General features: G+C 56.1%; 28 protein-coding genes. 17 read left to right on the forward strand and 11 right to left on the reverse strand.

Translation table 11 applies throughout. The features are described from left to right. The first annotated feature begins 55 nt into the window (after positions 1-55). Together BN1119_RS03165 and BN1119_RS20345 are read left to right on the forward strand one after the other, a co-directional pair. On the forward strand, positions 56-1,333 hold the full coding sequence (locus tag BN1119_RS03165) for an NAD(P)/FAD-dependent oxidoreductase (protein ID WP_041993717.1): 1,278 nt from the start codon (positions 56-58) through the stop codon (positions 1,331-1,333). Between the two features lie 523 nt (positions 1,334-1,856). Next, a complete protein-coding gene (locus BN1119_RS20345) occupies positions 1,857-2,120 on the forward strand; it encodes a translation initiation factor 1 (protein ID WP_157438607.1) in 264 nt (87 codons plus the stop codon). Between the two features lie 60 nt (positions 2,121-2,180). Here BN1119_RS20345 and BN1119_RS03170 read toward each other — a convergent pair whose 3' ends face one another. Then, entirely contained in the window at positions 2,181-2,681 is a 501-nt protein-coding gene (locus tag BN1119_RS03170; RefSeq protein ID WP_041993720.1) for an SRPBCC family protein, read from the reverse strand. A gap of 164 nt (positions 2,682-2,845) precedes the next feature. Here BN1119_RS03170 and BN1119_RS03175 point away from each other — a divergent pair, with 164 nt between their 5' ends. After that, on the forward strand, positions 2,846-3,268 hold the full coding sequence (locus BN1119_RS03175) for a GNAT family N-acetyltransferase (protein WP_041993723.1): 423 nt from the start codon (positions 2,846-2,848) through the stop codon (positions 3,266-3,268). Between the two features lie 74 nt (positions 3,269-3,342). Here the strand turns inward: BN1119_RS03175 and BN1119_RS03180 are convergent, their stop codons facing one another. Together BN1119_RS03180 and BN1119_RS03185 are read right to left on the reverse strand one after the other, a co-directional pair. Further along, positions 3,343-4,779, reverse strand: coding sequence for a 6-phospho-beta-glucosidase (locus BN1119_RS03180; protein ID WP_041993726.1), 1,437 nt, complete (start codon positions 4,777-4,779; stop codon positions 3,343-3,345). Between the two features lie 182 nt (positions 4,780-4,961). Next, positions 4,962-5,696, reverse strand: a complete 735-nt coding sequence (locus BN1119_RS03185; RefSeq protein ID WP_209434880.1) for a MurR/RpiR family transcriptional regulator — start codon at positions 5,694-5,696, stop codon at positions 4,962-4,964. A gap of 140 nt (positions 5,697-5,836) precedes the next feature. On the opposite strand from BN1119_RS03185, the gene BN1119_RS03190 reads away from it, so the two are divergent. From BN1119_RS03190 to arsB, 5 genes are all read left to right on the forward strand, one after another. Continuing rightward, complete coding sequence (locus BN1119_RS03190; protein ID WP_041993730.1) at positions 5,837-6,205, forward strand: ArsR/SmtB family transcription factor; 369 nt, start codon at positions 5,837-5,839, stop codon at positions 6,203-6,205. A gap of 74 nt (positions 6,206-6,279) precedes the next feature. Continuing rightward, positions 6,280-6,777 (forward strand): phosphatase domain-containing protein, encoded by a 498-nt coding sequence (locus BN1119_RS03195; protein ID WP_244463670.1) that lies wholly within the window; start codon positions 6,280-6,282, stop codon positions 6,775-6,777. A 10-nt stretch (positions 6,778-6,787) separates the two neighbouring features. Next, positions 6,788-7,804 (forward strand): ArsJ-associated glyceraldehyde-3-phosphate dehydrogenase, encoded by a 1,017-nt coding sequence (locus tag BN1119_RS03200; RefSeq protein WP_041993735.1) that lies wholly within the window; start codon positions 6,788-6,790, stop codon positions 7,802-7,804. 7 nt (positions 7,805-7,811) lie between these two features. Next, entirely contained in the window at positions 7,812-9,050 is a 1,239-nt protein-coding gene (gene arsJ / locus BN1119_RS03205; protein WP_041993738.1) for an organoarsenical effux MFS transporter ArsJ, read from the forward strand. Continuing rightward, positions 9,050-10,126, forward strand: a complete 1,077-nt coding sequence (gene arsB / locus BN1119_RS03210; protein ID WP_041993741.1) for an ACR3 family arsenite efflux transporter — start codon at positions 9,050-9,052, stop codon at positions 10,124-10,126. The genes arsJ and arsB overlap by 1 nt, the downstream gene beginning before the upstream one ends. 146 nt (positions 10,127-10,272) lie before the next feature. On the opposite strand, the gene BN1119_RS03215 is transcribed toward arsB, so the two are convergent. From BN1119_RS03215 to BN1119_RS03250, 8 genes are all read right to left on the reverse strand, one after another. Continuing rightward, positions 10,273-11,124, reverse strand: coding sequence for a universal stress protein (locus BN1119_RS03215; RefSeq protein WP_041993746.1), 852 nt, complete (start codon positions 11,122-11,124; stop codon positions 10,273-10,275). Between the two features lie 19 nt (positions 11,125-11,143). Continuing rightward, positions 11,144-12,634, reverse strand: a complete 1,491-nt coding sequence (locus tag BN1119_RS03220) for a SulP family inorganic anion transporter (RefSeq protein WP_041993749.1) — start codon at positions 12,632-12,634, stop codon at positions 11,144-11,146. A 316-nt stretch (positions 12,635-12,950) separates the two neighbouring features. Beyond that, the gene (locus BN1119_RS03225; RefSeq protein ID WP_041993753.1) at positions 12,951-14,096 is read right to left on the reverse strand and encodes a pyridoxal-phosphate-dependent aminotransferase family protein; all 1,146 of its coding nucleotides are present in this window, start codon (positions 14,094-14,096) and stop codon (positions 12,951-12,953) included. After that, positions 14,093-15,631 (reverse strand): FAD/NAD(P)-binding protein, encoded by a 1,539-nt coding sequence (locus tag BN1119_RS03230; protein WP_041993756.1) that lies wholly within the window; start codon positions 15,629-15,631, stop codon positions 14,093-14,095. Before BN1119_RS03230 ends, BN1119_RS03225 begins: the two co-directional genes overlap by 4 nt. Before the next feature lie 15 nt (positions 15,632-15,646). Continuing rightward, the gene (locus BN1119_RS03235) at positions 15,647-17,107 is read right to left on the reverse strand and encodes a CoA-transferase (RefSeq protein ID WP_041993759.1); all 1,461 of its coding nucleotides are present in this window, start codon (positions 17,105-17,107) and stop codon (positions 15,647-15,649) included. 4 nt (positions 17,108-17,111) lie between these two features. After that, entirely contained in the window at positions 17,112-17,510 is a 399-nt protein-coding gene (locus tag BN1119_RS03240) for a cupin domain-containing protein (RefSeq protein ID WP_052448016.1), read from the reverse strand. Positions 17,511-17,536: 26 nt separating this feature from the next. Beyond that, complete coding sequence (locus tag BN1119_RS03245) at positions 17,537-17,935, reverse strand: tautomerase family protein (RefSeq protein ID WP_041993762.1); 399 nt, start codon at positions 17,933-17,935, stop codon at positions 17,537-17,539. A gap of 2 nt (positions 17,936-17,937) precedes the next feature. After that, complete coding sequence (locus BN1119_RS03250) at positions 17,938-18,468, reverse strand: HPP family protein (RefSeq protein ID WP_041993764.1); 531 nt, start codon at positions 18,466-18,468, stop codon at positions 17,938-17,940. 148 nt (positions 18,469-18,616) lie between these two features. Here BN1119_RS03250 and BN1119_RS03255 point away from each other — a divergent pair, with 148 nt between their 5' ends. From BN1119_RS03255 to BN1119_RS20355, 9 genes are all read left to right on the forward strand, one after another. Continuing rightward, complete coding sequence (locus tag BN1119_RS03255) at positions 18,617-19,213, forward strand: TetR/AcrR family transcriptional regulator (protein ID WP_209434881.1); 597 nt, start codon at positions 18,617-18,619, stop codon at positions 19,211-19,213. Between the two features lie 42 nt (positions 19,214-19,255). Continuing rightward, positions 19,256-19,657 carry a VOC family protein gene (locus BN1119_RS03260; protein ID WP_041993767.1) on the forward strand — a complete coding sequence of 134 codons (402 nt, stop codon included), beginning with the start codon at positions 19,256-19,258 and terminating at the stop codon, positions 19,655-19,657. A gap of 363 nt (positions 19,658-20,020) precedes the next feature. Continuing rightward, positions 20,021-21,325, forward strand: coding sequence for a tyrosine-type recombinase/integrase (locus BN1119_RS03265; RefSeq protein ID WP_041993770.1), 1,305 nt, complete (start codon positions 20,021-20,023; stop codon positions 21,323-21,325). After that, positions 21,322-21,849, forward strand: a complete 528-nt coding sequence (locus BN1119_RS03270) for a hypothetical protein (protein ID WP_157438608.1) — start codon at positions 21,322-21,324, stop codon at positions 21,847-21,849. The genes BN1119_RS03265 and BN1119_RS03270 overlap by 4 nt, the downstream gene beginning before the upstream one ends. 97 nt (positions 21,850-21,946) lie before the next feature. Continuing rightward, positions 21,947-22,135 (forward strand): helix-turn-helix transcriptional regulator, encoded by a 189-nt coding sequence (locus BN1119_RS03275; RefSeq protein ID WP_041993776.1) that lies wholly within the window; start codon positions 21,947-21,949, stop codon positions 22,133-22,135. Further along, positions 22,135-22,365 carry a hypothetical protein gene (locus BN1119_RS03280; RefSeq protein WP_041993779.1) on the forward strand — a complete coding sequence of 77 codons (231 nt, stop codon included), beginning with the start codon at positions 22,135-22,137 and terminating at the stop codon, positions 22,363-22,365. Before BN1119_RS03275 ends, BN1119_RS03280 begins: the two co-directional genes overlap by 1 nt. Before the next feature lie 62 nt (positions 22,366-22,427). Further along, a complete protein-coding gene (locus BN1119_RS03285; RefSeq protein ID WP_157438609.1) occupies positions 22,428-23,576 on the forward strand; it encodes a hypothetical protein in 1,149 nt (382 codons plus the stop codon). Then, the gene (locus BN1119_RS03290) at positions 23,573-24,871 is read left to right on the forward strand and encodes a virulence-associated E family protein (protein WP_238427617.1); all 1,299 of its coding nucleotides are present in this window, start codon (positions 23,573-23,575) and stop codon (positions 24,869-24,871) included. The genes BN1119_RS03285 and BN1119_RS03290 overlap by 4 nt, the downstream gene beginning before the upstream one ends. A gap of 647 nt (positions 24,872-25,518) precedes the next feature. Continuing rightward, on the forward strand, positions 25,519-25,956 hold the full coding sequence (locus tag BN1119_RS20355) for a hypothetical protein (protein WP_157438610.1): 438 nt from the start codon (positions 25,519-25,521) through the stop codon (positions 25,954-25,956). The last annotated feature ends 89 nt before the right edge of the window (positions 25,957-26,045 follow it).

Here is a 26,045-nt window from a genome sequence, read left to right on the forward strand (position 1 = left end):
AGGCAAGGCCCTTCTCGCCACTCATCAAGTCAAGCCGTGTGAGGATAGAGGGATCATGACCGAACATGTGAAGAGTTACTACGCCGCCAGCGCCAACCAGCATGCGCCTTTCCCCACCCTGGATGAGCAGATCGAATGCGATGTCTGCGTCATAGGGGCGGGTTACACCGGCCTCTCCAGCGCCCTGCATCTGGTGGAGAAGGGGTACAAGGTGGTAGTGCTGGAGGCGGCCAGGGTCGGCTTTGGCGCCAGTGGCCGCAACGGCGGCCAGATAGTCAACTCCTACAGCCGCGACATCGACACCATAGAGGCGAGCTGCCCGCCGGATCAGGCCAGGCTGCTCGGCTCCATGCTGTTTGAGGGGGGCGACATCATCCGCGAGCGCATCCAGCGCTACAACATCCAGTGCGACCTGCAGCAGGGCGGGGTCTTCGCCGCCGAGACCGAGAAGCAGCTCCATGAGCTCAAGGCCCAATACGCCCGCTGGCAGCGGTGGGGCAACGACCAGCTGGAACTGCTCGATGCCAAGGGGGTGCGCGAGGTGGTGGCGAGCGATCGCTACGTCGGCGCCCTGCTCGACAAGCGCGGCGGTCATATCCATCCCCTCAACCTGGCGCTGGGGGAGGCGGAAGCCATCCGCATGCAGGGGGGCAAGATCTTCGAGCAATCCGCCGTCACCAGCATCACCCCGGGCCAGAGCGCCCTGGTGAAGACGGCCAAGGGGGCGGTGAAGGCGCGCTTCGTGGTGGTGGCCGGCAACGCCTATCTGGGCAACCTGGTGCCCGAGCTCGCCGGCAAGAGCATGCCCTGCGGCACCCAGGTGATCGCCACCGAGGTGCTGGGGGAGGAGCGGGCCCGCGCCCTGCTGCCGCAAAACTACTGCCTGGAGGATTGCAACTACCTGCTCGACTACTACCGCACCACCGGCGATCACCGTCTGCTCTATGGCGGCGGCGTCGTCTATGGGGCGCGGGATCCGGCGGACATAGCGCGGCTGATCATCCCCAAGATGCTGAAAACCTTCCCGCAACTGGCGGACGTCAAGGTGGAGTACACCTGGACCGGCAACTTCCTGCTCACCCTGTCGCGCCTGCCCCAGTTTGGCCGCATCGGCCACAACATCTACTACATGCAGGGCTACAGCGGCCACGGCGTGACCTGTACCCATCTGGCGGGCAAGCTGCTCTCCGAGGTGCTGAGCGGCCAGGCGGAGCGCTTCGATGCCTTTGCCAAACTCCCCCACTACCCCTTCCCCGGCGGCCGCCTGTTCCGTATCCCCTTCACCGCCGCCGGCGCCGCCTGGTACACCCTGCGCGATCGCCTGGGGGTATAAGCCGGTTCCCCTTCGGGTACCCAAACATCAAGGCCACCTCGGAGTGGCCTTGGTTTTTTGATGGTTTTCTCAAGGTGATTGCGGCGAATCGGGCTTGAACGCGGCACTCAAAAAGGTGGGTGTCCCAAGATGCCTCTTCACCGCCGCCGCCTGTTACACCCTGCGCGACCGCCTGGGGGTATAAGCCGGTTCCCCTTCGGGTACCCAAACACCAAGGCCACCTCGGAGTGGCCTTGGTTTTTTGCTGGTTTTCTCAAGGTGGTTGCGGCAAATCGGGCTTGAACGCGGCACTCAAAAAGGTGGGTGTCCCAAATTCTTATTGCTGTTTTTATGATCAGTTCAATTATTTCATTGCTGGCATCGCTTGGAAATGTAATCTGTTCACTGATAAGGCCATTGTTTTGAAGGTCTTTGAGCGCTTAAAAAGGTGGGTGTCCCAAGATGCTTGCAAAATGCCTCGCGGAACATGAGCTCGTGTTACTTTGGGTGTTATGTATACATAAAAACTTAAAAGGACTGTTATATGGCTGCAAGTGACGAATGGGAAATTCAATACTTAACCGAATCTGGGTGGGTTATTGGTGGCTACAAACTTGATTGTGGTGACCAAAAGAATGATGCACAACCTGAAGGGGCTGTAATGTGGGTACGCCGTCATGTCATCGTTGGTAAGTTAGGTGCTCCATCGTCAATGAGAGTTAATGACTCGCGAAGTAATCTTATCCAAGATGTCGAGACGATTAATGCTTTGCTATTAAAGTATGGCGAACCGCAGTTTGGTGTGTAGCTGTACATATGGAAAAAAACCGCCCGTTGGGCGGTGTTGTTGACTGCAAGAGCGGCGGTCTTATTGCGCGAGGGACTTGAGCTGTTGGCCGCTGGGGGGGTTGTGCCAGTCGATGGGGCCGTGGGTGAAGCGGTATTGCAGGCGGGGCAGCACGGTTTCCAGCCATTCGCGGCGAAAGTAGGCGTAACCTTCGTCCCAGTCCGGGTCGTTGGCCCAGCCGGTTTGCAGCAGATGGAGGCGGGTCCCCTGACCTTCGGGTACGAAGCGCAGGCTGACCTGGGTCTTCTGCTGACGCACATGGGGCAGGTGGGGGGGGAAGTTCCAGCTAAAACTGAGCAGGTCATGGGGCATGACGGCCATGACCCGGCACCCCTCGCTGCCACGCTCGCCAAGGGGGGCATCGGGGCGAAAATAGATCTCGAACGGGCCATTGGGCTCGGCCACCACCAGACACTCGGGGGCGAGGAAGCTGCGCAGCCCGCTCTCCGTGGTCCAGGCATGCCAGACATCGTCTAGGTGAGCCGGAATAAAGATGTTACCTTCAATCTGCTTGTTATCCATGGTCGGTCAACCTCACTTATCCGTAGGCGGGACCCGGGCAGTATAGCCCGCCCGTTGTTCAAATTAACAGCAGCGGATGCGGGGGAACCGGAACCTGTCACCTGGCTGGGGTAAGCTGATGGCTGGCGGCACGTTGCAGAGTGTGATGGAAGGGAGAGAGGCCGATGATCAGAGCCATGACACAGGCGGATGTGACACCCTTGTCCCATCTGTTTCAAAAGGGGCGTCGTCAGACGTTTCACTGGGTAGAGCCTTCGCAATTTGCGTTGGCGGATTTTGCCGAGCAGACCCGTGGCGAGCGGGTCTGGGTCGCGGAGCAGGGAGGCAGCCCCTGCGGCTTCATCGCCGTCTGGGCGCCGGAGCGCTTCGTTCATCACCTCTATGTCTCCGCCGACTGGCATGGCCAGGGGGTGGGACGCGCCCTGCTGGAGCGGGCGCTGGCCGAGCTGCCAAGGCCGGTCTCCCTCAAGGTGGCCGTTCATAACACCACGGCCATCGCCTTCTATCGCCGGCTCGGCTGGGAGCCGACCGAGGAGACGGGCCTGTGCGAGGTGACGGGCCCCTGGCGCAGGCTCTGCCTCTATTGAGGGGTTGCCTTGGGATGCAAACGAAAAGGGTTACCCTGGGGTAACCCTTTTGCATGCAGGGGCACGGCCTGGTCTCAGAGAGTCTCGCCGTTGCTGGCAATCACTGCCTTGTACCAGTGGAAGCTCTTCTTCTTGCTGCGGGCCTGGCTGCCGCTGCCATCGTCGTGCTTGTCCACATAGATGAAGCCGTAGCGCTTGCGATACTCCCCCGTGGTGAAGGAGACGCAATCGATGCAGCCCCAGGGGGTGTAGCCCATCAGCTCGACCCCATCCTCGATGACGGCTTTCTTCATCTGCTCTATGTGGGATCTGAGGTAGTCGATGCGATAGTCATCCTGCACCTCGCCCTCATCCCCCGGCTTATCCAGAGCGCCGAAGCCGTTCTCGACGATGAACAGGGGCTTGTTGTAGCGCTCGTAGAGGATGTTCAGGCTGTAGCGCAGGCCGACCGGATCTATCTGCCAGCCCCAGTCGGAGGCCTTGACGTGGGGATTGGGCACGCTGCCCTCAAAGCCCGATAGGGCGTTGCCGCTACCCTGGTGATGGGCGCGCACCGCGTTGCTCATGTAGTAGCTCAGGCCTATGTAGTCGACGCAGCCCTCCCGCAGTATCTGCTCGTCGCCGGGTTCCATCACTATCTGGTAACCCTTGCGTTCCCACTCCTTGCGGATGTAGGCGGGGTAGGCACCACGCACGTGGACGTCGCTGAACAGGAAGCGCTCGCGCATCGCCTCCTGGGCGAACAGGACATCATCCGGGTGGCAGGAGTAGGGATAGAGGGGCACCATGGCGATCATGCAGCCGATCTGGAAGTCGGGGTTGATCTCGTGGCCCAGCTTGACCACCTGGGCGCTGGCCACGAACTGGTGGTGCAGTACCTGGTACATGCACTCCTCCGGGTTCGGCTCCTGGGTGTAGACGACGCCGGAGCAACAGTAGCCGAACAGGGGAGAGCGCCAGTTGCGCTGGTTGTTGATCTCGTTGAAGGTCATCCAGTATTTGACCTTGTGTCGGTAGCGGCGCATCACCACCTCGCTAAAGCGCACGAAGCATTCGACCAGCTTGCGATGTTTCCAGCCGCCGTACTCCTTGACCAGGTGCCAGGGCATCTCGAAGTGGGAGAGGGTGATGACGGGCGCTATGCCGTGCTTGAGCAGCTCGTCGAACAGGTCGTCATAAAATTGCAGACCCTGCTCGTTGGGGGTGAGCTCGTCCCCCTTTGGGAAGATGCGCGACCAGGCGATGGAGGTGCGAAAACATTTGAAGCCCATTTCGGCCAGCAGGGCCACGTCCTGGGGGTAGTGGTGATAGAAATCCACCGCCTCGTGGTTGCCGTAGTGGTGGCCGGGCAGTATGCCGTCCGTGATGATACGGTCGACCCCGTGGGCGCCGCTGGTCAGCACGTCCACTATGCTGGGGCCCTTGCCCCCCTGATCCCAGGCGCCTTCCACCTGATGGGCCGCGACTGCGCCCCCCCACAGAAACTCTTTCGGTAACCCTTGCCGTGTCATTGGTTGCTCTCCTCAAAGGCGCCAATATGGCGTCGTCTGGCCATACCTCGCCGCGAGATACCGAGCCGGGCCCGGGCTGGGGACGAGGTGAGATGGCAAGAGGTTAGCAAAGCAAACAAGAAAGTCACGATATAACGAGACAGGCATTTCGTGACCTGTCACACCGAAAAAACAGCCTGTTTTCAAGGGATTGAATGGGCGGTCAGACGCCTGCCGATGGCCTCGAGAATATACAGGACCGGTACCTGGGTCGTTATATCGTGCTGCTGTCCCACCAATAACTGCGGCATATGGTAGGAGAGATTGAAATCGGCAATTTTGGCCAGGGAGCAGGTCTCGCTATTGGTGATGCTGATGAGTCTGCATTTATGAAAACTGAAGTTTTGCGCCAGTTTTAAAATATCCGGCGTCTCCCCCGAGACGGAAAGAATAATGGCGACCGCATTGTTGAAGGTGTCCGTACTGATGGGGTAATAGGGATCGTCGATATGATTGCTGAATTTGCCGACGTTGGAGAAGAAACGGGCCCCGTATTTGCCGAGGGAGCCAGAGGTGCCCGCCCCGACGAGCAAGACCCGGTCGGCATTGGCGACCAGGGCGGCGGCCTGGTCGATCAGGGCTTCGAATTCGGGGTTGTTGATGCTCTTGAAGAAGCTCATCAGCTCGTTGACCCCGAAGCGTGCGACCGACTGGGCCTCCTGCTCCAGGGAGAGCTTGAAGCGGATCCGAAACTCGGAGAAACCCTCGCAGCCCAGCTTCTTGCAAAAACGCAGCACTGTGGTGGTCGAGACCCCGGCCGCCTCTGCCAGCTCACGGATCCGCATGAAGGGGACCTGCTCCCTGTGCTTGATGACATAGTGGTAGACCATCAGCTCCAGCTCGTTGAAGGTGGAGAGGGAGAGGTGATTGAACATCATGGGTGCCGCTCGCTGGGGTGCCGGAAGGGGGCATGATGGCAATGATGTCTCCCCTTGTAAATTGGAACCTGGGGAGGGAGCTTGATCATTTCAACTGCTCTTGTATAGTTGAATCAATGAAATGATTGCAGAGGTTCCAGATGAACAAAGAGATCGCCACCAAGGTATTCGAGTCCCTCGCATCCGGCATTCGCCTCGATGTATGGCGTCTGCTGGTCAAGGCCGGACTGGAGGGCCAGGTTGCCGGCCAGCTGGCCAGCGAGCTGGACATTGCTCCCAACACCCTGTCGTTTCACCTCAAGGCCATGCTGCACGCGGGCCTGCTCTCGGTGGAGCAGGAGGGACGTTTCTTGCGCTATCGCGCCAACATTCCCCTGATGCTGGAGCTTATTGGTTACCTCACCGAGGAGTGCTGCGCCGGTCATCCGGAGGCCTGCGGTCTGGCGGAGATCCATCCCCAGGGCGCCAATGGTCAGCCGCGTTCGCCCTGTTGCGACGAGTCGTGCTGACGCCCGCCCGGCACCGCCGCATCGAGCCCCCATTCCCCCTCCCATCCTGACGAGACATGGAGCCACTGCTTATCATGCACCCCTTTGACATCCTGAACCTGGACAATGGCGCCCGCCTTGTCTTCACCCCCTGTCCCGGCACCAGGGAGGCTTCCCTGCAGGACTCCCTCAAGACCCTGCAAGCCGCCGGAGCGGATGCCGTGATCACCCTGATGCCGAATACCGAGCTGGCGCGGTTCAAGGCCGATGCCTTGCCCGCCGAGTGCGAGGCATTGGGACTGGCCTGGTTCCAGCTACCAGTGGAGGACGATTGCGCCCCCGAAGCACCGTTTGCCGAAGCCTTTGCCAACCACAAGGCGGATCTGCTGGCGCGTCTGGCGGCAGGTCAGACCCTGGCCATTCATTGCCGTGGCGGCTCGGGACGGACCGGACTGATGGCGGCCATCCTGCTGCTGGAGGCGGGTTACGCCCCCACCGCTGTCAAGACGCTGGTGCAAGGGCTGCGCCCCAAGGCACTGACATTGGCGCCCCACGTCGACTACCTCAACAACCACTACTCATTCGCCGATTAAGGAAAACAGCATGACCATCAAAGTGGGTATCAACGGCTTTGGCCGCATGGGCCGTCTCTCCTTTCGCGCCGCCTTCGACTGGGCGGATGTGGAGTTTGTCCGCATCAATGACCCGGCTGGCGATGCCGCCACCCTGGCACACCTCATCACCTTCGATTCGGTCCATGGCCGCTGGCACCATGAAGCCAGCAGCGAGGGGGACCAGATGGTGATCGGCAATCAGCGCATCCTCTGCACCCGCAACAAGGAGATAGGCCAGACCGACTGGTCTGGCTGTGATGTGGTGATCGAGGCCTCCGGCAAGATGAAAACCAAGGCGCTGCTGGGCGCCTATCTGGCGCAAGGGGTGAAGCGCGTCGTGGTCACCGCGCCGGTCAAGGAGGAGGGGGTCCTGAACGTGGTCATGGGGGTCAACCACCATCTTTATGACAAGGCGCAGCACCCCATAGTGACGGCGGCCTCCTGCACCACCAACTGTCTGGCGCCCGTGGTGAAGGTGATCCACGAGCAGCTCGGCATCAAGCACGGCTCCATGACCACCATTCATGACATCACCAACACCCAGACCATCCTGGATGCCCCCCATAGCGATCTGCGCCGTGCCCGCGCCTGCGGCCTGAGTCTCATCCCCACCACCACGGGGTCTGCCACCGCCATCACCCACATCTTCCCCGAGCTCAAGGGCAAGCTGAACGGTCATGCGGTGCGGGTGCCGCTCGCCAACGCCTCCCTCACCGACTGCGTGTTCGAGGTGAATCGCCCCACTACCGAAGCCGAGGTCAATGGCCTGCTCAAGGCTGCGGCCGAGAATGAGCTCAAGGGGATCATGGGCTATGAAGAGCGCCCCCTGGTGTCAGTGGATTACAAGACGGATCCGCGCTCCTGCACCATAGATGCACTCTCCACCATGGTGGTGAGCGGCACCCAGGTGAAGATCTACGCCTGGTATGACAACGAGTGGGGCTATGCCAACCGCACCGCCGAGCTGATGCACATGGTCGGTCAAATGGACAAGGCGCAAGGATAACCCGGCCATGGCACTGACCCGACTCTCCCCCGAGGCTCGCCAGTATCTACTGGTGACCGGCAACTACTGGGCCTTTACCCTGACCGATGGCGCTCTGCGCATGCTGGTGGTGCTCTACTTTCATGGGCTGGGTTACAGCCCATTGGCCATCGCCTCCCTGTTTCTCTTCTACGAGATCTTTGGGGTGGTGACCAATCTGGTGGGGGGCTGGCTCGGTGCTCGCCTCGGGCTCAACCGCACCATGAACATCGGCCTAGCCCTCCAGGTGCTGGCGCTGGGCATCTTGCTGGTGCCACCGCTCTGGCTGACGGTGCCCTGGGTGATGGGGGCGCAGGCACTCTCGGGAGTGGCCAAAGATCTCAACAAGATGAGTGCCAAGAGCTCCATCAAGTTGCTGGTGCCGGGAGAGGCGCAGGGTCAGCTCTACAAGTGGGTAGCACTTCTGACCGGTTCGAAGAATGCCCTGAAAGGGATGGGCTTCTTCCTTGGCGGCGCCCTGTTGAGCCTGCTCGGGTTTCAGGGGGCCGTGCTGGTCATGGCACTGGCGTTGGCGCTGGTGTGGTGCGTCAGCATGCTGACCCTGAAACGGGATCTCGGCAAAGCCAAGAACAAGCCCAAGTTCAGCGAGATCTTCTCCAAGAGCTGTGCCATCAATTACCTGTCAGCCGCCCGTCTGTTCCTGTTTGGTGCCCGCGATGTCTGGTTTGTGGTAGCACTGCCTGTCTACCTCGCCTCCAGCTTTGGCTGGGATCACTGGTATGTGGGGGGCTTTCTGGCGCTCTGGATCATTGCTTATGGCGTGGTTCAGACCCAGGCCCCCCGCTTTACCGGCAAGCGAGAGGGGCGGGTGCCCGATGGCAAGGCCGCCATGGGCTGGGCTCTGGTGCTGGCCCTGATCCCGGCTCTGATTGCCCTGGCGCTGCATGTCGATCTGCATCCGGCCATCAGCCTGGTAGGCGGCTTGATGGTGTTTGGCGCCCTGTTTGCCATCAACTCCTCCCTGCACAGCTACCTCATCGTCAGCTATGCAGGAGCTGATGGAGTATCGCTCGATGTGGGCTTCTACTACATGGCCAATGCCCTGGGGCGCCTGCTCGGCACCCTGCTCTCCGGGCTGGTATTCCAGCTCTATGGTCTGGAGGCCTGCCTCTGGATCTCCACCGGCTTCATCCTGTTGGCGGCGCTGATTTCAATCGGCTTGCCCCGCCAGCAGCCGCCCGTTTCATCCTCTCAGGGAGCCTCTTGATGAGTAGCAATGCCTGCTGCGATCTGCCCGTCAGCCAAAAAATGGGTTTTCTCGACCGTAACCTCACCCTCTGGATCTTCGTCGCCATGGCAATAGGGGTGGGCATTGGCTATCTGTTCCCCCAGGTGGCGCAGTGGAACGAGGCGATGTCGGTCGGCACCACCAATGTGCCGCTCGCCATCGGTCTCATCCTGATGATGTATCCGCCGCTCGCCAAGGTGAACTACGCCACCATGGGCGCCATGACCCGGGATCGCCGCGCCATCACCTTGTCCCTTGTGATGAACTGGCTGGTGGGCCCCATATTGATGTTCGTCATCGCCCTGGTGTTTTTGCATGACGAGCCGGGCTACATGGTGGGCCTCATCCTGATCGGCCTGGCGCGCTGCATCGCCATGGTGCTGGTGTGGAACGATCTCGGCGGCGGCAGCAAGGAGTACGGTGCTGGCCTGGTGGCCCTCAACAGCGCGTTTCAGATCCTCACCTACAGCTTCATGGCCTGGTTGTTCATCACCGTGCTGCCGCCGCTGTTCGGTTTGCAGGGCTTCGCGGTGGACATCACCATGCTGGATATCGCGCAGAGCGTGTTGATCTATCTCGGCATTCCCTTCCTGGCAGGCTTTTTGAGCCGTCACTATCTGGTCAAGGCCAAGGGGGAGAAGTGGTACAGCGAGCGCTTCATTCCGGCCATCTCCCCAATCACCCTGATTGCCCTCTTGGCCACCATCGTGCTGATGTTCAGCCTCAAGGGGGAGATGATCGTCGAGCTGCCCATGGATGTGCTGCGGGTTGCAGTACCTCTGGTGGTCTACTTTGTGCTGATGTTCTTCACCAGCTTCCTGGTGGGCAAGACGCTGGGTATTCCCTATGACAAGAATGCCTCCATCGCCTTTACCGCCACCGGCAACAACTTCGAGCTGGCCATTGCAGTCTCCATCGCCGTGTTTGGCTTGAGTTCGGATCAGGCCTTCGCCGGCGTCATAGGTCCGCTGGTGGAGGTGCCCGTGCTGATCGCCCTGGTCAACGTGGCCCTGCGCATGAAGCGCAGTTATGGCAAAGCGAAAGTGCACCCATGAGTGATGCCGCCGAGCCCCAGCGCGAGGCCTTCAGCAAGGAGGATGGGGAGCGGGTGGTGGATGCACAAGGGCGGCGCATCGGGTGACGGGGGAGTGAGCCCCGCATCATGAAGAAGGGGGGTGGCCATGGCCACCCCCCTTCTTCTTTATTTCAGCAAGAGCACGGCTGCGCTGGTGGTTGCCAGTATTGCCGTGGTGGTGCTGCCCACGATGAACTGCCTCAACCGTGAGTGGCCATAGGCTCCCATGACGATGAGAGTGATCCCCCCCTCGGCGGCATGCTGGCAGATCCTCGGGGCGACCTCCCCCTGCAGCAGGCGGTCGTTTACCTCGAAGCCCGCACTCTCCAACACCTGCCTGGCCTGCACCAGCTGGCGCTCGTGTTCGTCACTCGGCTCGCCGACCATCACCAGATCGCACGCCAGCCCCTTGAGCTGCGGGCTGTTGGCGACCAGCGCCAACACCTTGTTTGCACTCTGGCTGCCGTCATAGGCGAACAGGAAGCGGCTCGGCGCCTCAAAGCCCGGCTGCACCACCATGATGGGGTTGTCCAGGGTGCGAATGGCGCTCTCGATATGGCTGCCGAGGAGCGCATGGTCCCGGACGTGGGTGGTGCCCTGCTTGCCCAGGATCATCATGGGCATCCCGGGTGAGAGCGCCTGTATGGCCTCCACCAACTGCCCGCGGCGTTGCTGGGTCTCGACCTCTGTTACCCCCACGTCGGTCAGGTAGTCTTTGGCACTCTCGAGCAGCAGGCGACCCTGCTCCTGGGCCAAACGGCTGCGCTGATGATCCCGCTCGGCCAGCTCCTTGAGCAGGTGCTCACGGCTGCCCAGACCGATGGCGCCTGAGAGGTCGCTCTCCCCTTCAAACTCGTTTCTTTCCAAGACATGCAGCAGGGTGACCGGCAGCGCCGTGCCGGTCGAGGCCCAGGCGGCGGCGTCGCACACCGCCGCCTGGGCAGGTGAACCGTCGATACAGGCAACAATGTTTGTCATGTTGGACTCCTTGTCGTGATCAGTGGCCAGCCAGCAGCTTTTCCACCTCTTCCGGTTTGTCGTGTACCCCGAAGCGGTCGACTATGGTGGCACTGGCCTCGTTGAGACCGATGATCTCCACCTCGGTCCCCTCGCGGCGGAACTTGATGACCACCTTGTCCAGCGCGGTGACGGCGGTGATGTCCCAGAAGTGGGCATGGCTGAGATCGATCACCACCTTCTCCACCACCTCCTTGAAATCGAAGCCGGCGAAGAACTGCTCGGCGCTGGCAAAGAACACCTGGCCTCGCACCCGATAGGTGCGCACCGCGTCGCTGCGCTCGCTGTCGCTCTTGATCAGCATGAAGCGGGCGACCTTGTTGGCGAAGAACAGGGAGGCGAGCAGTACCCCGACAAATACCCCGAGCGCCAGGTTATGGGTAGCCACGACCACGGCGACTGTGGCCAGCATCACAATACTGGTGGAGAGGGGGTGGGTTTTCAGATTGCGCACCGACTCCCAGGAAAATGTTCCGATAGAGACCATGATCATCACAGCCACCAGGGCCGCCATGGGGATCTGGCGGATCCATTCATCCATGAACACCACCATCAGGATGAGCAGGGTGCCCGCGACAAAGGTGGAGAGGCGACCGCGACCGCCGGATTTGATGTTGATGATGGATTGGCCAATCATGGCGCACCCCGCCATGCCCCCCATCAGGCCGGCGCCTATGTTGGCGATCCCCTGGCCCTTGCACTCGCGGTTGCGATCGCTTTGGGTATCCGTCAGATCATCGACGATGGCCGCCGTCATCATGGATTCGAGCAGGCCCACCACGGCCAGACCCGCAGAGTAGGGGAAGATGATGGCCAGGGTCTCGAGATTCAGCGGCACCTCGGGCCAGAGGAAGATGGGCAGGGTATCGGGCAACTCGCCCATGTCGCCCACGGTGCGGATATCGATGCCCATGGTAATGGCCACTGCCGTGAGTATGACGATGCACAGCAGGGGGGAGGGCACCAGCTTGCCCACCACGGGGATGAGCGGGAACAGATAGATGATGCCAAGACCGGCCGCCGTCATGGCATAGACCTGCCAGGTGACGTTGGTGAGCTCGGGCAGCTGGGCCATGAAGATGAGGATGGCCAGGGCGTTGACGAAGCCGGTCACCACGGAGCGGGAGACAAACCGCATCAGGCTGCCGAGCTTCAGGTAACCCGCCGCTATCTGGAAGAGGCCGGTGAGCAGGGTCGCCGCCAGCAGATATTGCAGGCCATGCTCTTTCACCAGGGTCACCATCAGCAGCGCCATGGCGCCGGTGGCGGCCGAGATCATGCCCGGGCGGCCGCCGACGAAGGCGATGACCACGGCGATACAGAAGGAGGCATAGAGGCCGACCTTGGGGTCGACGCCGGCGATGATGGAGAAGGCGATGGCCTCCGGGATCAGCGCCAGGGCCACCACGGTACCGGCCAGCAGGTCACCGCGTATGTTGGAGAACCACTCTTGTCTTGCACGTTCCAGCATGGGGGGATTTTCTCGCTTGTTGAGGATCCATGACCACAAGTCCAGACTCGGGGTCAGGTGGCACTCGGGCAGGATCGCATAGTTGTATTGGTATATGACAGATGAACAAAAACGCTCCGGTTGTGACAACCAGAGTCAGGCGGCAGGCGCCGCGAAAGGCGGGGTCAGGGCGGCGTGACGGTCACGCCAGAGCGCAAAATAGACATAGGGGCGGCATGTTAACAGCAGTTGCCACCCCATGAAAGGGCAAATCAGTCAAGGCAGTGGTGCATGCCTGCAGGCGTGACCGGATTGGGGGTCATGGGGTTGTGCAAGATCAGCCAGGTTGTTTTGCTGTCGGGCGCAACGCATGTTGGCGTGCATGGGACATGGCATCAAGCAGCCGGGTGACATTGTCCACCCTGGCGCCGTTCCCCATCAATCCGACTCGCCAGACTTTGCCGGCTAATGCTCCGATCCCCCCGCCAATTTCAATGTGGTACTCGTCCATCAGGATGTCACGGAAGGCCTTGTCGTCCGTGTCATCTGGTATCTGTATGGTTGTCAGTTGCGGCAGTCGATGGGCCTTGTCCACCAGACAAGTCAAGCCAAGCGCCTCAAGGCCTGATACGAGGATATCGTTGCATTCAAGGTGTCGCATCATCAGCGCATTGCTGCCTTCATTCAGCGCATTGGATAATCCCTGGTGTAGCCCATAGAGCGCATTGACAGGGGCGGTATGGTGGTAAACCCGGGAAGATTCATTCCAGTAATTGCTGATCATTGACAAGTCCAGAAACCAACTTGGAATGGGGGACTTTCGCTGGGTGAGTTTATTGATGGCCCGTGTATTGAAACTGATTGGTGATAAGCCAGGTGGGCAGGAAAGGCACTTCTGGGAGCCCGAGAAAATGGCATCTATGCCCCATTCATCCACTTTTACCTCAACGCCGCCAAGGGAGGTTACCGCATCCACAATGGTCAAGGCGCCAAACTCATGGGCCACGGCACACAAGGCCTGGGCATCATTAAGCACCCCAGTTGAGGTTTCTCCATGCACAAAACAGACGGATTGGGTATCGGTATGCGGCTGCAATGCCTGCCGCAGTGCATTTGGAGAGATGGCACATCCCCAATCAGCGTTGACTTCGATGACGTGCCCCCCGACTTTTCTTGCGCTATCGGCCAGTCGTTGTCCAAAGGCGCCGTTGATGCATACCACCACCTTCTCACCGGGTTCGATCAGGTTGGCAATGCACGCCTCCATCCCCGCAGAGCCTGGGCCCGAGAGTGGGATGGTCAATGCATTTTGGGTCTGGAACAACTGCTGCAACATCTGCTTGATTTCATTCATCAGCGCAAAGCACTGCTTGTCCAGATGTCCGATCGTGGGTTGTGATATGGCAGACAAGACCGATTCGTGAACAGGAGAGGGACCTGGACCTAATAGCAGTGGTGGGATTGGGGTAAATGACGATTTCATGCGAGGCTCCTTTGATGAGTGAGAGGGTGAGAGTTGTCATGCTCAGTCATGAACTTCTCGATACTGTCGGCACACGCGTGCGCATGGCGGAGTATGATGTCCAGTGCACTGGTAAAGAGGAAGCGCCCACTCGTGAGTTCGCCAATAGCAAAGATGTTTGTATTCATTTTGCCTTCTTTACAGAACAGCCCGTAACTGTGCTTGCAAACATCAAGGCCACCAAATTTATTCTCAACACAAACACCGCTCTCTATCAAATGATGAACAAGTGGAGAATCAATCTGGTTGAGTGATTTTGGGCTTCCAGTTGCATAGATTACTTTGTCGACAGGAAGGCTGTCACCATTACAACATATGACTAGTTGACCGGCCTTGACTTCTATTTGTGAAGTGCCAGTGATGAATTTAAGCTGGCCGGAATGGAGGTAGCTCAGTATCTTCTCGGCATTTTCAGCAGGTATGGAGACCCGAAGTGACATGGCCGAGGAGAAATAATGTTTAATCAACAAATCCTGATCTGCTGAGGGCATGCGATCCCAGATATGTTCTATGCCTCGGTTGGTGTCGTACAAGATGGCCTGCCAGGCACGATTCTGCTTGGCCAGTACCAGCTCTCGCTCCAAGAAGTGCGCCAAGTTTGTGATGGGGCGATTCAAGGGAGGCATCTCTTCGAAATAGTCATCGCCAGATTGAGCGAGATACTCCTGGCATTCTTTCATGTAGAGGTGGCCCAGGGTTGCTATATCGATGCTGGCGTGATGGGCTGAGATATAATCAGGGTTGAGGTAGCTGTTTTTATAACGCCCCTGAGTACCACGGACAAAAGGAAAATATCCGCTGCGAGAATAGATAGTAACCTGGCCTGTGTGACCACCATCAATCAAGCCAATGGTTGCATCGATCGCACTGAGCCTGGCGCCTATGATGGCGACATTGTCGGAAGACCCGATTTTATTTTTTAGTTCTCGCGTGGGATACGGTGAGCGAATGATATCATCATGATGGGACTCTCGTAGCGCTATTTGCTGTTGAGTGCCACAGGCCAATAGCACTTTCTCGGCAATGATCACTCTGCCGCCTTGGGTGATGACATGGGTTTGGTGGCTTGATATTTGCTCTATCTTGATGGCTTCATCACATATTACCTTGATTTTAATCCCGCATCGACGGGCATCGGCACAAACAGAGGAGAAAGCATCCTTCATATACATGCCAAATAAAGATCTGGGTGCATACGTATCTTTGCTTATGTTGAGTTCTGGGAACTCAGGTTTCCATTTGTATTCATTGCATTCCAGCCAGTTGTAAAAATCACCTGGACTGTCCTTGAACACTGTGATGTTACCGGCCTTGGTATTCAAGAGATTACTCTTCAAGTCGCTCAGGTAGGCATTACCGGGACCAATTTCCTTGGATTTTTCTAGAACAATCAGAGATAAATGGCCCAGCTTGTTTTGAATGTTTTTTTTCAGCATGGCATCTATAAATGAAATGCAAGAGGCCCCGCCGCCAACCACAACGATATTGGTTTCCACGTTTGACATCCTTGTCTATATGTTGTTAGAAATATCTTGCGATATCAGGATAGGGAATGGTATGTGATTTACAACCATGTCAATGGTAATGCCCATGGTCAGCTCTTTTAACGTCAACTCGCCTTTATGAAGAGAGAAGACGGCGCGCTCAGTGATGATGATAATTTCTTTTGACCAAAACAGGGGCGTGTTCGTGGCTGCGGTGACTTGCTGAACCTTCTCCACGAACTTGCCTATCTCACCTTCCTGCGTTATCTCCATTGTGCCATTATTCTCGGTCAGCAGCAGAGACCTGGTTGTCATGGTGCCACAGAAAACAATCTTTTTTGCTGACGTGGCAATATTGATGAAACCACCGGCGCCTGTGTATTTATCACCAAAGGAACTGGCATTGACATTACCATCTCGATCTATTTCGGCAAAACCTAGAAATGCTACGTCGATCCCACCGCCATTATAGAAGCTAAAGAGATCTGCTTGCTGAAGTATGCTGCTGAATTCGGTCGCTTCACCAAAAGCCAACCCACTCTTAGGTTTACCATTGATAACGCCAGACTCTACAGATGTAATAATGTTTTTATTCATCCGGTCTAGTCGGGCTCCCACCAAAGCAGGAATGCCTATACCGAAATTAACAAAGGCACCATCAGGGAGTCGCTCCAGGCAAGCGCGGTGGATAATGAGTTTTTTGGCCAGTGATGGCGATACCTGTTCAATAGGCTGGTGTTGGGGAGCCGAACCATAACTGGGGTAATGTGAATTACCACTTTCAACCACGTAGTCAACCAAATGACCAGGAATATCTACTTGCTCGGCCGGCAAACGATGAACGACTCTTTCTACTTGAAAAGCAATCTTGCCCCCATTATTACGGGTGGCCATTGCCTGCCACAGGGCATCGTGTAAGGCAGCTTCACCCATCATGGAGATATTGCCGTGTTCATCGGCTAAGGTGCCCCGCAGCAAGGTAAAGTCGGCACCGGGGCTCGGGTAGTAGAGTAGCTCTTTCTTATGGAGAGAGATTTTTTCGACCAAAGGAAGCGTATCGGTATCGAGGACACCACCTTCTAGCTGTGGATCGACAAAGGTATGCAAGCCTACGTGGCTGAAGTGCCCATCCAGACCCGATGCCATATCGCGGAATAAGTGACTTATGACACCCATAGGCCAATTGTGGGCCTCAATTTCTCCCACCTTCCCTAATTTTGTCATTGCAGGACAAAATCCCCAGAATCCGCCTATGGCTCGCCTGACCAGCCTGGGATCGGCAAGTTTATCCAGTCCTTTACCCTGCTTGTCACCAGCACCTGAGGCAAAGAGCAGTGTCAATCCTGTCGGCTTTTGCTCACGATGAAACCGTTCCGAAATGGCCTCTGTCAGCAGATCCGGGTGGCCACAACAGCCAAATCCTCCCGGTATCACGGCCGTGTTACAAGCAATCAGCTCTGCAATTTCTCTTGCTGTCGTTCGCTTCATGATGTCAATCGACCAATTGCTTCACTGGTTGATAGCGGGATGCCAGGATCACGCATCCATTTTTTGACGCCATACTGTGACAGGTACCAGGAGCACGTACAATAAGCGAGCCTGGCATGAATGTCTGACCATTTTCAATGTAATCGCCTTGCAGCACTAATACGGACTCAAAGCCCATGTGAACGTGGCCTGGAACATAAGCTCCGGCCTCATATCGAAGAAATGCCATGTCTGCTCCCTTTGGATCATGGGTCGTTTCATCGAATAAAATGGCTATATCAACCCCCTCACGTAGGCCTCGCTGATATGGTTGAAACGCCAGCTCAGTGGGTAAACTGATATCATTGTCGAAGCCCAGTTTTAGTACGACATCTCTGGATTCCGGGGGGGCGATAAATTCCATTTATATATCTCCTTGGCTAGGTTGTATTATTGGTTGCTTTTAGACATCATTCTTGCCATTTGACTAACACCATTGTATCCCCAGCTGTTAGCATCGAGCTCATGGATGGATATGTAATTTGGTGTGTTAGTCATGCTCTCGCCCAGTATTTTATAAAGGTACTGATGGCTTTCTTTTATCCACTGCTGCTTTTGCGCGTCAGAACAGCTGCCTTTAGTAATATATATCCCAAGGTCAAAGGCGCTTTCATCTGTTATGGTAATGGCATTTATATAGCATAGATCCATATTTCTGTTGATATGTATTCTTGTGACCTCTGGTTTTTTGCATAATAAGTCACGGGTTAACTCTGTTAGCTTGATGGCGATATTGTCGATAACGGTCTTGTGTATATCGCCATGAATTGATAGCTCAATCTTGGGCATGTTTATTGTCTCTTTTTACGGCCAAGCCCATGCCAATAGACAGGCCAATTGCTCTCCTCCCCATAGTTATTCACTACGGAAGCCAACATGACGAGGGTAATACTGCCAATGAGTGTCGGGGTGACCAGATAATCAAAGCCTACCGCACTTTGGCCGGCAAGAATGATCACTATAGGGTTGGCGCCGGCAGGTGGGTGAACTGCCCGCAAATATTGCATCAGCATAATGGCAACACCGACAGACAATGCGATCACCCAGACTGAGTTGCCAAGCCCATACAGGGCTGCCAGACCTACGGCTGAAGTAATGAGGTGACCGGCAATGACATTACGTGGTTGTGCGAGTGGGGAACTTGGTGCTGCAAATAAAATCACGCAGGTTGCTCCGAAAGGAGCCATCAACCAGGGTACCCCCGTCGTTTGCCCCATGATGCCAAGTATCAAAATACCGAGTGTGCCGCCGACAAATCCTTTCATCAGTTGAATGGAAGTTGGTTTGGGCGGCAACTCGCCACCACCGCGTATTTTTTTCATTTCTTATCCTCGAAAATGATATGGGAATATCATGACCAAACTGTGATACACTGCGTGTACAGATCTGTACACGTTTGGGTATCGTACAGATCTGTACACTTCATGGCAATACTCTCATAATGAATTTTAACGGAAGCGAATAAGGCCCATGATCAGTAAAAAAGAGCACATCTTAAACGTCGCCGGAGAGCTGTTTAATGAGTTTGGTTATACCGCAGTGGGTGTCGATCTGATCCGGGATAAGGCAGAGGTGTCTAAGACATCCATGTACCGACACTTTGGCTCTAAAAGTGACCTGATTGAAGCTGTCCTGGTTCGTCGGCATCAAAGATTCGAGGATGAGTTAAACGCTGTGGTCGCAGGAGAGGCGGGTCGGGTCAGCCGGTTGAATGCCATTCTTGACTGGCATTTTGACTGGTTTCGAGCCGTCAACTTCAAGGGATGCATGTTCATGCACGCTATTGCCGAGTTCAAAGGTCATGACGAGAGCCTGGCGCGATTGGCCGTGCAGCATAAAATGTGGCTCAAGTCGCTGCTGCTCTCAATCTTCGAGCCTGGCGAAAGGGGAGTGGAGGCGAAAGGTGAGGCGATCATGACCTTCCTGGAAGGCATGATCATTCGAGCCGAATTTGGTGAGGTCACCGGGTACGAGGAGATCTATCGCTTGGGGGCTCAAGTCCTTGCTGCGACAGATTTTTCTAGCAATGGATCCAAGCCAGGTCTGTCGTTCATGCCTGAGGCATGAAGTCGGAGAACTCAATTCAATATTTTTATCAAGGAGATGGATATGAGCTTGCCGTTGACGCAAGGGGTGAATCACATTGGTTTGACCACCATGTGTCTGGAAGAGAGCGCGCATTTCTTCACTTCATTACTGGGTTGGCAGGAAGTCAGGCGAAGAGATGATTATCCGGCAATTTTTGTCAGTGACGGGTCGATCATGCTGACACTGTGGGCAGCCCAAACGGATGAGCCGACCCATTTTGATCGCAAGAGCAACGTAGGTCTTCATCATCTGGCCATCTCAGTCAACAGCAAGGCCGCGCTGTTTGAGATTCATGACAGGCTCTCGGTTCGTGACGTGAATATTGAGTTTGCCCCTTCGCTTATCCGGGAGGGGCCAGCTGTGCACATGATGTGCTACGAGCCAAGCGGGATCCGGATTGAGTTTTACTGGGCGGGTGAATGACGGCTGGCATGAAAGTGGGGCGGGGGGTCGTGCTGACCGTGTCAGCACGACCCGAACCATCCATTAAGGCTTTTCCCGCACCGCGTCTCCATCACGGGAGTGATGGATAGTTAATCAGGACATAGCGCGCAACAATAGAACGCTGGGCAATGGGTGGAAACTGGTGCCGATAAGGGGAATCGAACTCCTGACCTTCGCATTACGAATCCAGATTTTGCCAATTTCAGCCCGTGTCACCCCACTTCACAAAACAAAAATAAAATACATTAAATCAACCAGTTAAATACCATTCACTGTATCAGGTTGTGTCGTGAAATATCACCCTATACCATAGCAAAAGAGGGGTATGAGGAGGGGTACGGAATGGCGATTACAACCGATGCCGAGATTGCGGCAATCAAACCAGAATCCGGCGTTATTGTGCGCCGTATGGCTATCCAGTCAAAGCATGGTGGCGGGCTCAAGCTGGAAGTGCGCACCAGTGGAATCAAGCGCTTTGTCTATCGCTACAAGATAGCGGGCAAAGCTGGGGAAATGCTGCTTGGCGGCTATCCCGCCATGACCCTAGCAAAAGCCAGACAGGCCCACGGTAAAGCGGCTGAATTGGTAAAGCAGGGAATTGATCCGCTTACTGTCACCAAGCAAGCCAAGGCGAAAAACATCGAGATGCCAACCCTTGGCGAGATTTACCGCGATTGGCTGGTGATGCGAGCCAAATCGAAACCGATAGGCCCGCGCACCCTGCGCGATTATGAGGGGACGTTCACCCGCCACATTGAATCGGCCATTGGCAATACCCGAGTATGCGATCTCTCCCGTGCCGTACTGTATGAGCATTTCCGCCGAGTAGAGACAGCTGAGGGCGCACGAAAAGGGCTGATAGTCCTGAACCAGTGTCTTGATCATGCGGTATTACAAGGTCACATCGAGATCAACCCCGCCCGCTTGTTAAAGCCCGCCATGTTTGGCGCGTCTATGCCCCCACCCCGTGAACGCTGGTTGACCCGCGATGAATTGCGCCAGTTATGGGGAGCACTTGAACAAGCGACCGCTGGCGGCGGTTCTGTGGCGGCTGGTGGCCGTGGGATCGCGTCTAACGTAGTGCTATCGCTGGCGGTGGCAAACTGCTTGCGTTTAATAACCCTGACCGCTGTACGCCGTTCCGAGGCTGTAGGGATGCGCTGGGAGCAGATTAACGGCGACCGCTGGACAATCCCCGAAACCAAGAACGGACGCGCCCACGTTGTAACCCTGTGCCCGCTGGCGCTGGATATTATCGAGCAGCAAAAAGCGTTATCTAATGGCCCCTATGTATTCGAGTCCACCAGCAAGACCGGACACCCGATCACAGGGGATGCTGTCACCAAAGCGCTAGAGCGTGTTCGCATCAAGTACCTTGCCGAGCTTGCGCCATTCAGCCCGCACGACCTGCGCCGCAGTATGGCAACGGGGGCCGCTGAATATCTGGATGCCCCCGAGCGCCTGATCGAGCTGATGCTAAACCACGTCCCCAAAGACAGGCTGATCCGCACCTATCAAGTGGGCGGCATGGCAGAGAAGTTGCGAGCGCTGTTTCTGCGCTGGGGAGATTTCATGGCAACCATAACGCAACCGGAGCAGGCCAAGCCGGGCAACGTGGTGTCGGTCAACTTTGGGGGGCGTGGATGATGGTAACGGCAGAAGAAGAGATAGAATATCTGCGCCGATTGGCGGCCATACTGGAGAAGAACCAAGCAAGACGAACCCCGTCCAAGCGCGAGATATTCATCAAGATAGAAGAGGCTGCGGCTCCGCTTGGCGAATTTATGAGGATCGCCGGTCAAGTTAATGACCTTGTGAAGCATGGGGGTGAACGTTCATCTAGCGGAGAGATGTCCCTTGGGTATCATCCTTGGTCTTATCGACTAGCGACTCACATACGCCTAAGCAATAGGACGCAGAGCGAGCGAGCCAAGAGGCCCCGAACACAGAGGTATAACGCGTTGAAAGATACTGTCCGTGACATAGTGGAAGAACACCCTGGCTGGACGAGTGAAATGATCTTCGATGAACTGCGTAGCAATCATTCTGGCCAGGATCAATTGCTCGAAGAAATAGATGACGTTGATTACTTTGTGACCAATGAAGGCGGAAAGAGGACGAAAAAAAGCACGGTTCGAAATTGGATTACAAACTTTAAAAAAAAGATTTGATTGCATTCACTACTAGCCGGTTATTCGTGAAACCGGCTATCTAAAGTTCGCCACATGCCATCGTATCCCGCGCTGGTTCAATGTGGAGTACTAATCAATGTCACCCGTTCTCATTACCGAAAAGCAGTTGGTTGAGCTTACGTCCGTTTCCCGTTCAACCATTCGCCGCTGGATCAACGATCCACACGTCCACTTTCCCGCCTTTGTGAAAATTGGGCCAAATTCCATCCGTTGGAAACTGGCCGAGGTATTGGCGTTCATTGAGCGTCAAGGGAGGGAAATCTGATGGCCCATTACCCACTAACAAACGCGAAAGCAGATCTGCGAGCGGCAGCCAGTGCAGCCGCAGCAAAATTCGAGCGCATAACAGTGAGATTCTGGCGAAGCAAGCCCAAGTATGAGGGGGAAAACGAAAGGCTCGCGTATGAGCGAGCGCTGGCGGTTCAAGAGGCATTTCCCGAAGAGGTGGCTTTACTGCTGAAAGAAAACGCCCCGACTAGCAAGGCCGAGGCGTAGGTTTAGCCGCTGGTGGGCGAACTTTCGACGCCAGCCCGCCAGCTAATTGAAGGTATATCGAGATGATCAATTTTACCACTATTCCCAATGTTTCAAATAACGAAACGTTCGGAGTTATTACGTGGCAAGATCTGCAACAAGCAGCCTGTATCCCTCACCGAAACCGCGCTCACACGCCGGACGCCACAAAACGGACTGCCCCACTGGTGGCCGCCCACAATGGCAAGACTCGTCACAAGGCGCAAGCAGAGGCTAACGGACTGTTTGGAATGCTTCGCGCCGATTTGGACAACGCCAAGGGCCAGACGCCCAAGACCATAGCCGATGTTTTGCAGGAGCAAGGGCTGTGCTCGTTTATCATCTATTCAACCCTGAGCCACCAGCCCGACGCCCCCCGTTATCGGGTATTTGTGGAGCTGGCCGAGCCTGTGCCATTCACTATGTGGGCGGATCTGCAATTCGCGTTGGCCGAGTTGCTGGGATCTGATCCATGTGTTGGCCGCCCTGCTCAATTTATGATCCTGCCAACGGTTATAAAAAGCACTGCCGAGCATTATCAGCACATGATCGCCGAGGGGGCAGCGCTGAGCCCGTCCGCCCCGTTCTGGCTCAATGCTGCCGCGCTGGCGGAGCAGCACCAAGCAGCCGCAGCCAAAGTTAGCCAACGGTTTAAACAGGTAGCCCCCAAGCCATTCAATGAAAGATTGGTGGGTAGACAGGTGTCGATCATCGAGCGCGTGAATGCCAGCTACGAATGGACGGAGCTGCTCGCCCATTATGCCTATAAGCGAAAGGGGCGAAACGCATGGATGGCACCAGAATCAACCAGTGGCACCGCTGGGGTTCATATTCTGACCAGTTCGACGGATGGCAAAGAGCGCATTTTCTCGCACCACCAAAGCGATCCCGCTGGTAATAGGCTGTGCGACAAGTTCGACCTGATCACCATTCGCAATTTCAGCGGGGATAGCGTCAAAGCCGTTCAAGAGATTGCCAGAGAGCACTTCCCCGATATTCACGCGCACAACCGCCGCGAGTGGGCACGGGCACAGCGCGACGAGCAACGCCAGCAATTCGAGGCGATGCGAGAGGGCACCAAATCGTTAGCCGTTGCTAAGGGGCAAGCAAAGGCTATTAGCCAGCCCAAGGGGGTTATGTTTCCATTGCTGAGTGCTGCTCAAATGGCCGAGATCATGGAGGCCGCGCAATGAAGCCGCTGCCACCGCCAACAAACGTGATCCCGTTCGAGCCACCAGCTAGCCCCGAACAGAACGACCCACCGTTATTTCTGCCGGACACTGACGAGAAGGGAAAGCCGCTAAAAACGTCCGCTAACCTGTGGGCCGTGTTGGAGCATAGGGGGTGGGTTTACCGCTATAACACGATGACAGTAACCCCTGAGCTAATGACAGCCGAGGGACGCCGCCTTGGCAAAACTGATGAGGGGCAGCGTTCGGCTTTGGTGGACGCCTGCCAACGTGCCGAAGTTCCCGATGCCGCCATAGACGAGCACTTGATCGCGCTGTGCCAGTCGAACAGCTATCACCCTGTCAGAGAGTGGCTAGAGGCTGGCCCCAAATGGGATGAAGTGCGCCGAGTTGATGCTGTCTTGGCAACGCTCAACGCTGCTGAGCCCGATTATGCCGCCGCAGTCCTGCGCCCTTGGCTGGTGGGTTGTGTGGCAGCATTGTATGAACAGCAATGGCTGTCAAAGCTCGTGCCTGTATTGGTGGGGGGGCAGTCATTCAAAAAATCGGCATGGGTTAACAGACTGGCCGCAGTAGTGGCGGGCTCGACGTTGGATTGCTCGATTGACCCCAACAAATCGGACGATGTACGCCGTGCTGTTTCCGCTTGGATTGTGGAACTAGCCGAGTTGGAAACGACAACAAGGCACGAAGCCGGAGCATTGAAGGCGTTCATTACCCGCGATGTGGATCGGTTCCGCATACCCTACGCAAAATCATTCACGGAGAAACCCCGACAGACGGGCTTTATTGCGACGGTAAACGGCACTGACTTTCTCAAAGACCATACAGGGAACGCTCGTTTTGCTGTTATCGAGATGGCAGGTGCCGCAGACCTTGACCGCCTGAATGAATTATTGGGCTGGAGTTGGGATGCTGGCCGTCTAAGCCAAACCGCTCCCGAACTGTTGCGCCAGTTCTGGCTTGAAGTCAAAGCGGACTACGATGCGGGGGCGAGCTGGTATCTCGACGAGGCCACCAGCAAGCAAGCCGCCACGGCGAACGACACACACACCGACAAGGGGCCACATTACGAGACAATTGTTGACCGACACTTGGCCCGCCCGATGCAATCCGCCCGCTGGTTCACTGCTGCCGATCTTTGTGAACGTCACGGTGAAAAGCCCGCGATGGCGAGTAGATATGGGAGGGCGTTAACAATGCTGGAAAAGGAAGGGCGCATAGAATCACGCCCAGCGAGATCGGGGCGCAAGGAATACCGTTTGCCGGTGAACGATTTGCCGCAGCCCCAAGAATAGCCGTTGCTGGTGGCACCCCTTGAGCCCTGCCGATTTGGCGGGGCTTTTTTGTGGTGAAGCGGTGAGGTAGTGGTGAGGTAGAAAACGGGCTACCTCACCAGCCGCTAACCCTTGCTGCTGCTGGCTTTCATTCATATTTGGTGAAGTGGTGAAGTAGATCTCTTTATAAAGTAATTACACATAGACAAGGGGAAGGGATTGACACACTGGGAGCTGCTCACGAACACAAGCAACGGCTATTGCTGAGGGGGTTTATAGGAAACTTACCTCACCAACTTCACCACCAACAAAAAACGCACCTGTAAGCCTCGCCAGCACTGGGGTTTTGCATGGTGAGGTACTGGCAACTGCTACCCCACCAGCTACCCCACCGCATCCAAACGACGGTGATAAAACGGTGAGAGCCCAACGGTAATAAAACGGTAATATCTGGTTAGTGACTGGCTAGCAATTGGCTAGTATCTCGCGTGGGCACCAACCAAAGCGGCGTGATCGTTAACATGCAAGAAACAGATTCCCACGGCTCAAATTGACGCCTGTAAGCTGGTATCATAACGGCTAGGTTACGGCTAGGTTACGGCTAGGTCATAGCTAGACGAGCGACACAATAGCGGCATGTTCGCCAGAACAACGGGAGTTTGGGGAAGATGAAGAGATTGATTTTAGGGGCAGTGTTGATAATGTTGGTAGGCCATGCTTGGGCTAAAAATGTAGTTTCTATAATGACGTTGCCGGAAAGCGTGTTGGTTACAGGCTTTTATCCAAATCTGTCTGATGAAGCCGCGAAGGACCTCTGTCAAACTAATGCCATGTTAGCAAGTTCCAATATGGAGTTGCGTATAAAAGGCACACTAAATAATGAAGCAGAAGCGTTAGAAAACCAAAAACAAGGAAGAGGTTTTTGGGATAAATTGGGGGTTCCAAAGGAGTTTCATGATGTTAACGTATTTCTCTTGAAATTGATGTTCGAGCACCCACTTCCTAAAGATATGTCAAAAAAAGATGAGTTATTGAAGTCGATTAGTAGAGATACGTTTAAGCTTTGTTTTGGTCAAAGAGAAGTCGACGATGTATCGCTAGGCTAAAGCTGTCTGAGATGTACCCAAACGGCAGCGACTATCGCTTGGGTAATGCTCACGACTGCAATCGTGTCTCTGTAGTGGTCAACTAAATC

This window comes from Aeromonas bivalvium (assembly GCF_000819765.1).
GTDB classification, from domain to species: Bacteria; Pseudomonadota; Gammaproteobacteria; order Enterobacterales; family Aeromonadaceae; genus Aeromonas; species Aeromonas bivalvium.

Bases quoted from the DNA above. Each gene is read 5' to 3' on its own strand.
- BN1119_RS03165 (WP_041993717.1), top strand. From the start codon at position 56: ATGACCGAACATGTGAAGAGTTACTACGCCGCCAGCGCCAACCAGCAT.
- BN1119_RS20345 (WP_157438607.1), top strand. From the start codon at position 1,857: ATGGCTGCAAGTGACGAATGGGAAATTCAATACTTAACCGAATCTGGG.
- BN1119_RS03170 (WP_041993720.1), bottom strand. From the start codon at position 2,681: ATGGATAACAAGCAGATTGAAGGTAACATCTTTATTCCGGCTCACCTA.
- BN1119_RS03175 (WP_041993723.1), top strand. From the start codon at position 2,846: ATGATCAGAGCCATGACACAGGCGGATGTGACACCCTTGTCCCATCTG.
- BN1119_RS03180 (WP_041993726.1), bottom strand. From the start codon at position 4,779: ATGACACGGCAAGGGTTACCGAAAGAGTTTCTGTGGGGGGGCGCAGTC.
- BN1119_RS03185 (WP_209434880.1), bottom strand. From the start codon at position 5,696: ATGATGTTCAATCACCTCTCCCTCTCCACCTTCAACGAGCTGGAGCTG.
- BN1119_RS03190 (WP_041993730.1), top strand. From the start codon at position 5,837: ATGAACAAAGAGATCGCCACCAAGGTATTCGAGTCCCTCGCATCCGGC.
- BN1119_RS03195 (WP_244463670.1), top strand. From the start codon at position 6,280: ATGCACCCCTTTGACATCCTGAACCTGGACAATGGCGCCCGCCTTGTC.
- BN1119_RS03200 (WP_041993735.1), top strand. From the start codon at position 6,788: ATGACCATCAAAGTGGGTATCAACGGCTTTGGCCGCATGGGCCGTCTC.
- arsJ (WP_041993738.1), top strand. From the start codon at position 7,812: ATGGCACTGACCCGACTCTCCCCCGAGGCTCGCCAGTATCTACTGGTG.
- arsB (WP_041993741.1), top strand. From the start codon at position 9,050: ATGAGTAGCAATGCCTGCTGCGATCTGCCCGTCAGCCAAAAAATGGGT.
- BN1119_RS03215 (WP_041993746.1), bottom strand. From the start codon at position 11,124: ATGACAAACATTGTTGCCTGTATCGACGGTTCACCTGCCCAGGCGGCG.
- BN1119_RS03220 (WP_041993749.1), bottom strand. From the start codon at position 12,634: ATGCTGGAACGTGCAAGACAAGAGTGGTTCTCCAACATACGCGGTGAC.
- BN1119_RS03225 (WP_041993753.1), bottom strand. From the start codon at position 14,096: ATGAAATCGTCATTTACCCCAATCCCACCACTGCTATTAGGTCCAGGT.
- BN1119_RS03235 (WP_041993759.1), bottom strand. From the start codon at position 17,107: ATGAAGCGAACGACAGCAAGAGAAATTGCAGAGCTGATTGCTTGTAAC.
- BN1119_RS03240 (WP_052448016.1), bottom strand. From the start codon at position 17,510: ATGGAATTTATCGCCCCCCCGGAATCCAGAGATGTCGTACTAAAACTG.
- BN1119_RS03245 (WP_041993762.1), bottom strand. From the start codon at position 17,935: ATGCCCAAGATTGAGCTATCAATTCATGGCGATATACACAAGACCGTT.
- BN1119_RS03250 (WP_041993764.1), bottom strand. From the start codon at position 18,468: ATGAAAAAAATACGCGGTGGTGGCGAGTTGCCGCCCAAACCAACTTCC.
- BN1119_RS03255 (WP_209434881.1), top strand. From the start codon at position 18,617: ATGATCAGTAAAAAAGAGCACATCTTAAACGTCGCCGGAGAGCTGTTT.
- BN1119_RS03260 (WP_041993767.1), top strand. From the start codon at position 19,256: ATGAGCTTGCCGTTGACGCAAGGGGTGAATCACATTGGTTTGACCACC.
- BN1119_RS03265 (WP_041993770.1), top strand. From the start codon at position 20,021: ATGGCGATTACAACCGATGCCGAGATTGCGGCAATCAAACCAGAATCC.
- BN1119_RS03270 (WP_157438608.1), top strand. From the start codon at position 21,322: ATGATGGTAACGGCAGAAGAAGAGATAGAATATCTGCGCCGATTGGCG.
- BN1119_RS03275 (WP_041993776.1), top strand. From the start codon at position 21,947: ATGTCACCCGTTCTCATTACCGAAAAGCAGTTGGTTGAGCTTACGTCC.
- BN1119_RS03280 (WP_041993779.1), top strand. From the start codon at position 22,135: ATGGCCCATTACCCACTAACAAACGCGAAAGCAGATCTGCGAGCGGCA.
- BN1119_RS03285 (WP_157438609.1), top strand. From the start codon at position 22,428: ATGATCAATTTTACCACTATTCCCAATGTTTCAAATAACGAAACGTTC.
- BN1119_RS03290 (WP_238427617.1), top strand. From the start codon at position 23,573: ATGAAGCCGCTGCCACCGCCAACAAACGTGATCCCGTTCGAGCCACCA.
- BN1119_RS20355 (WP_157438610.1), top strand. From the start codon at position 25,519: ATGAAGAGATTGATTTTAGGGGCAGTGTTGATAATGTTGGTAGGCCAT.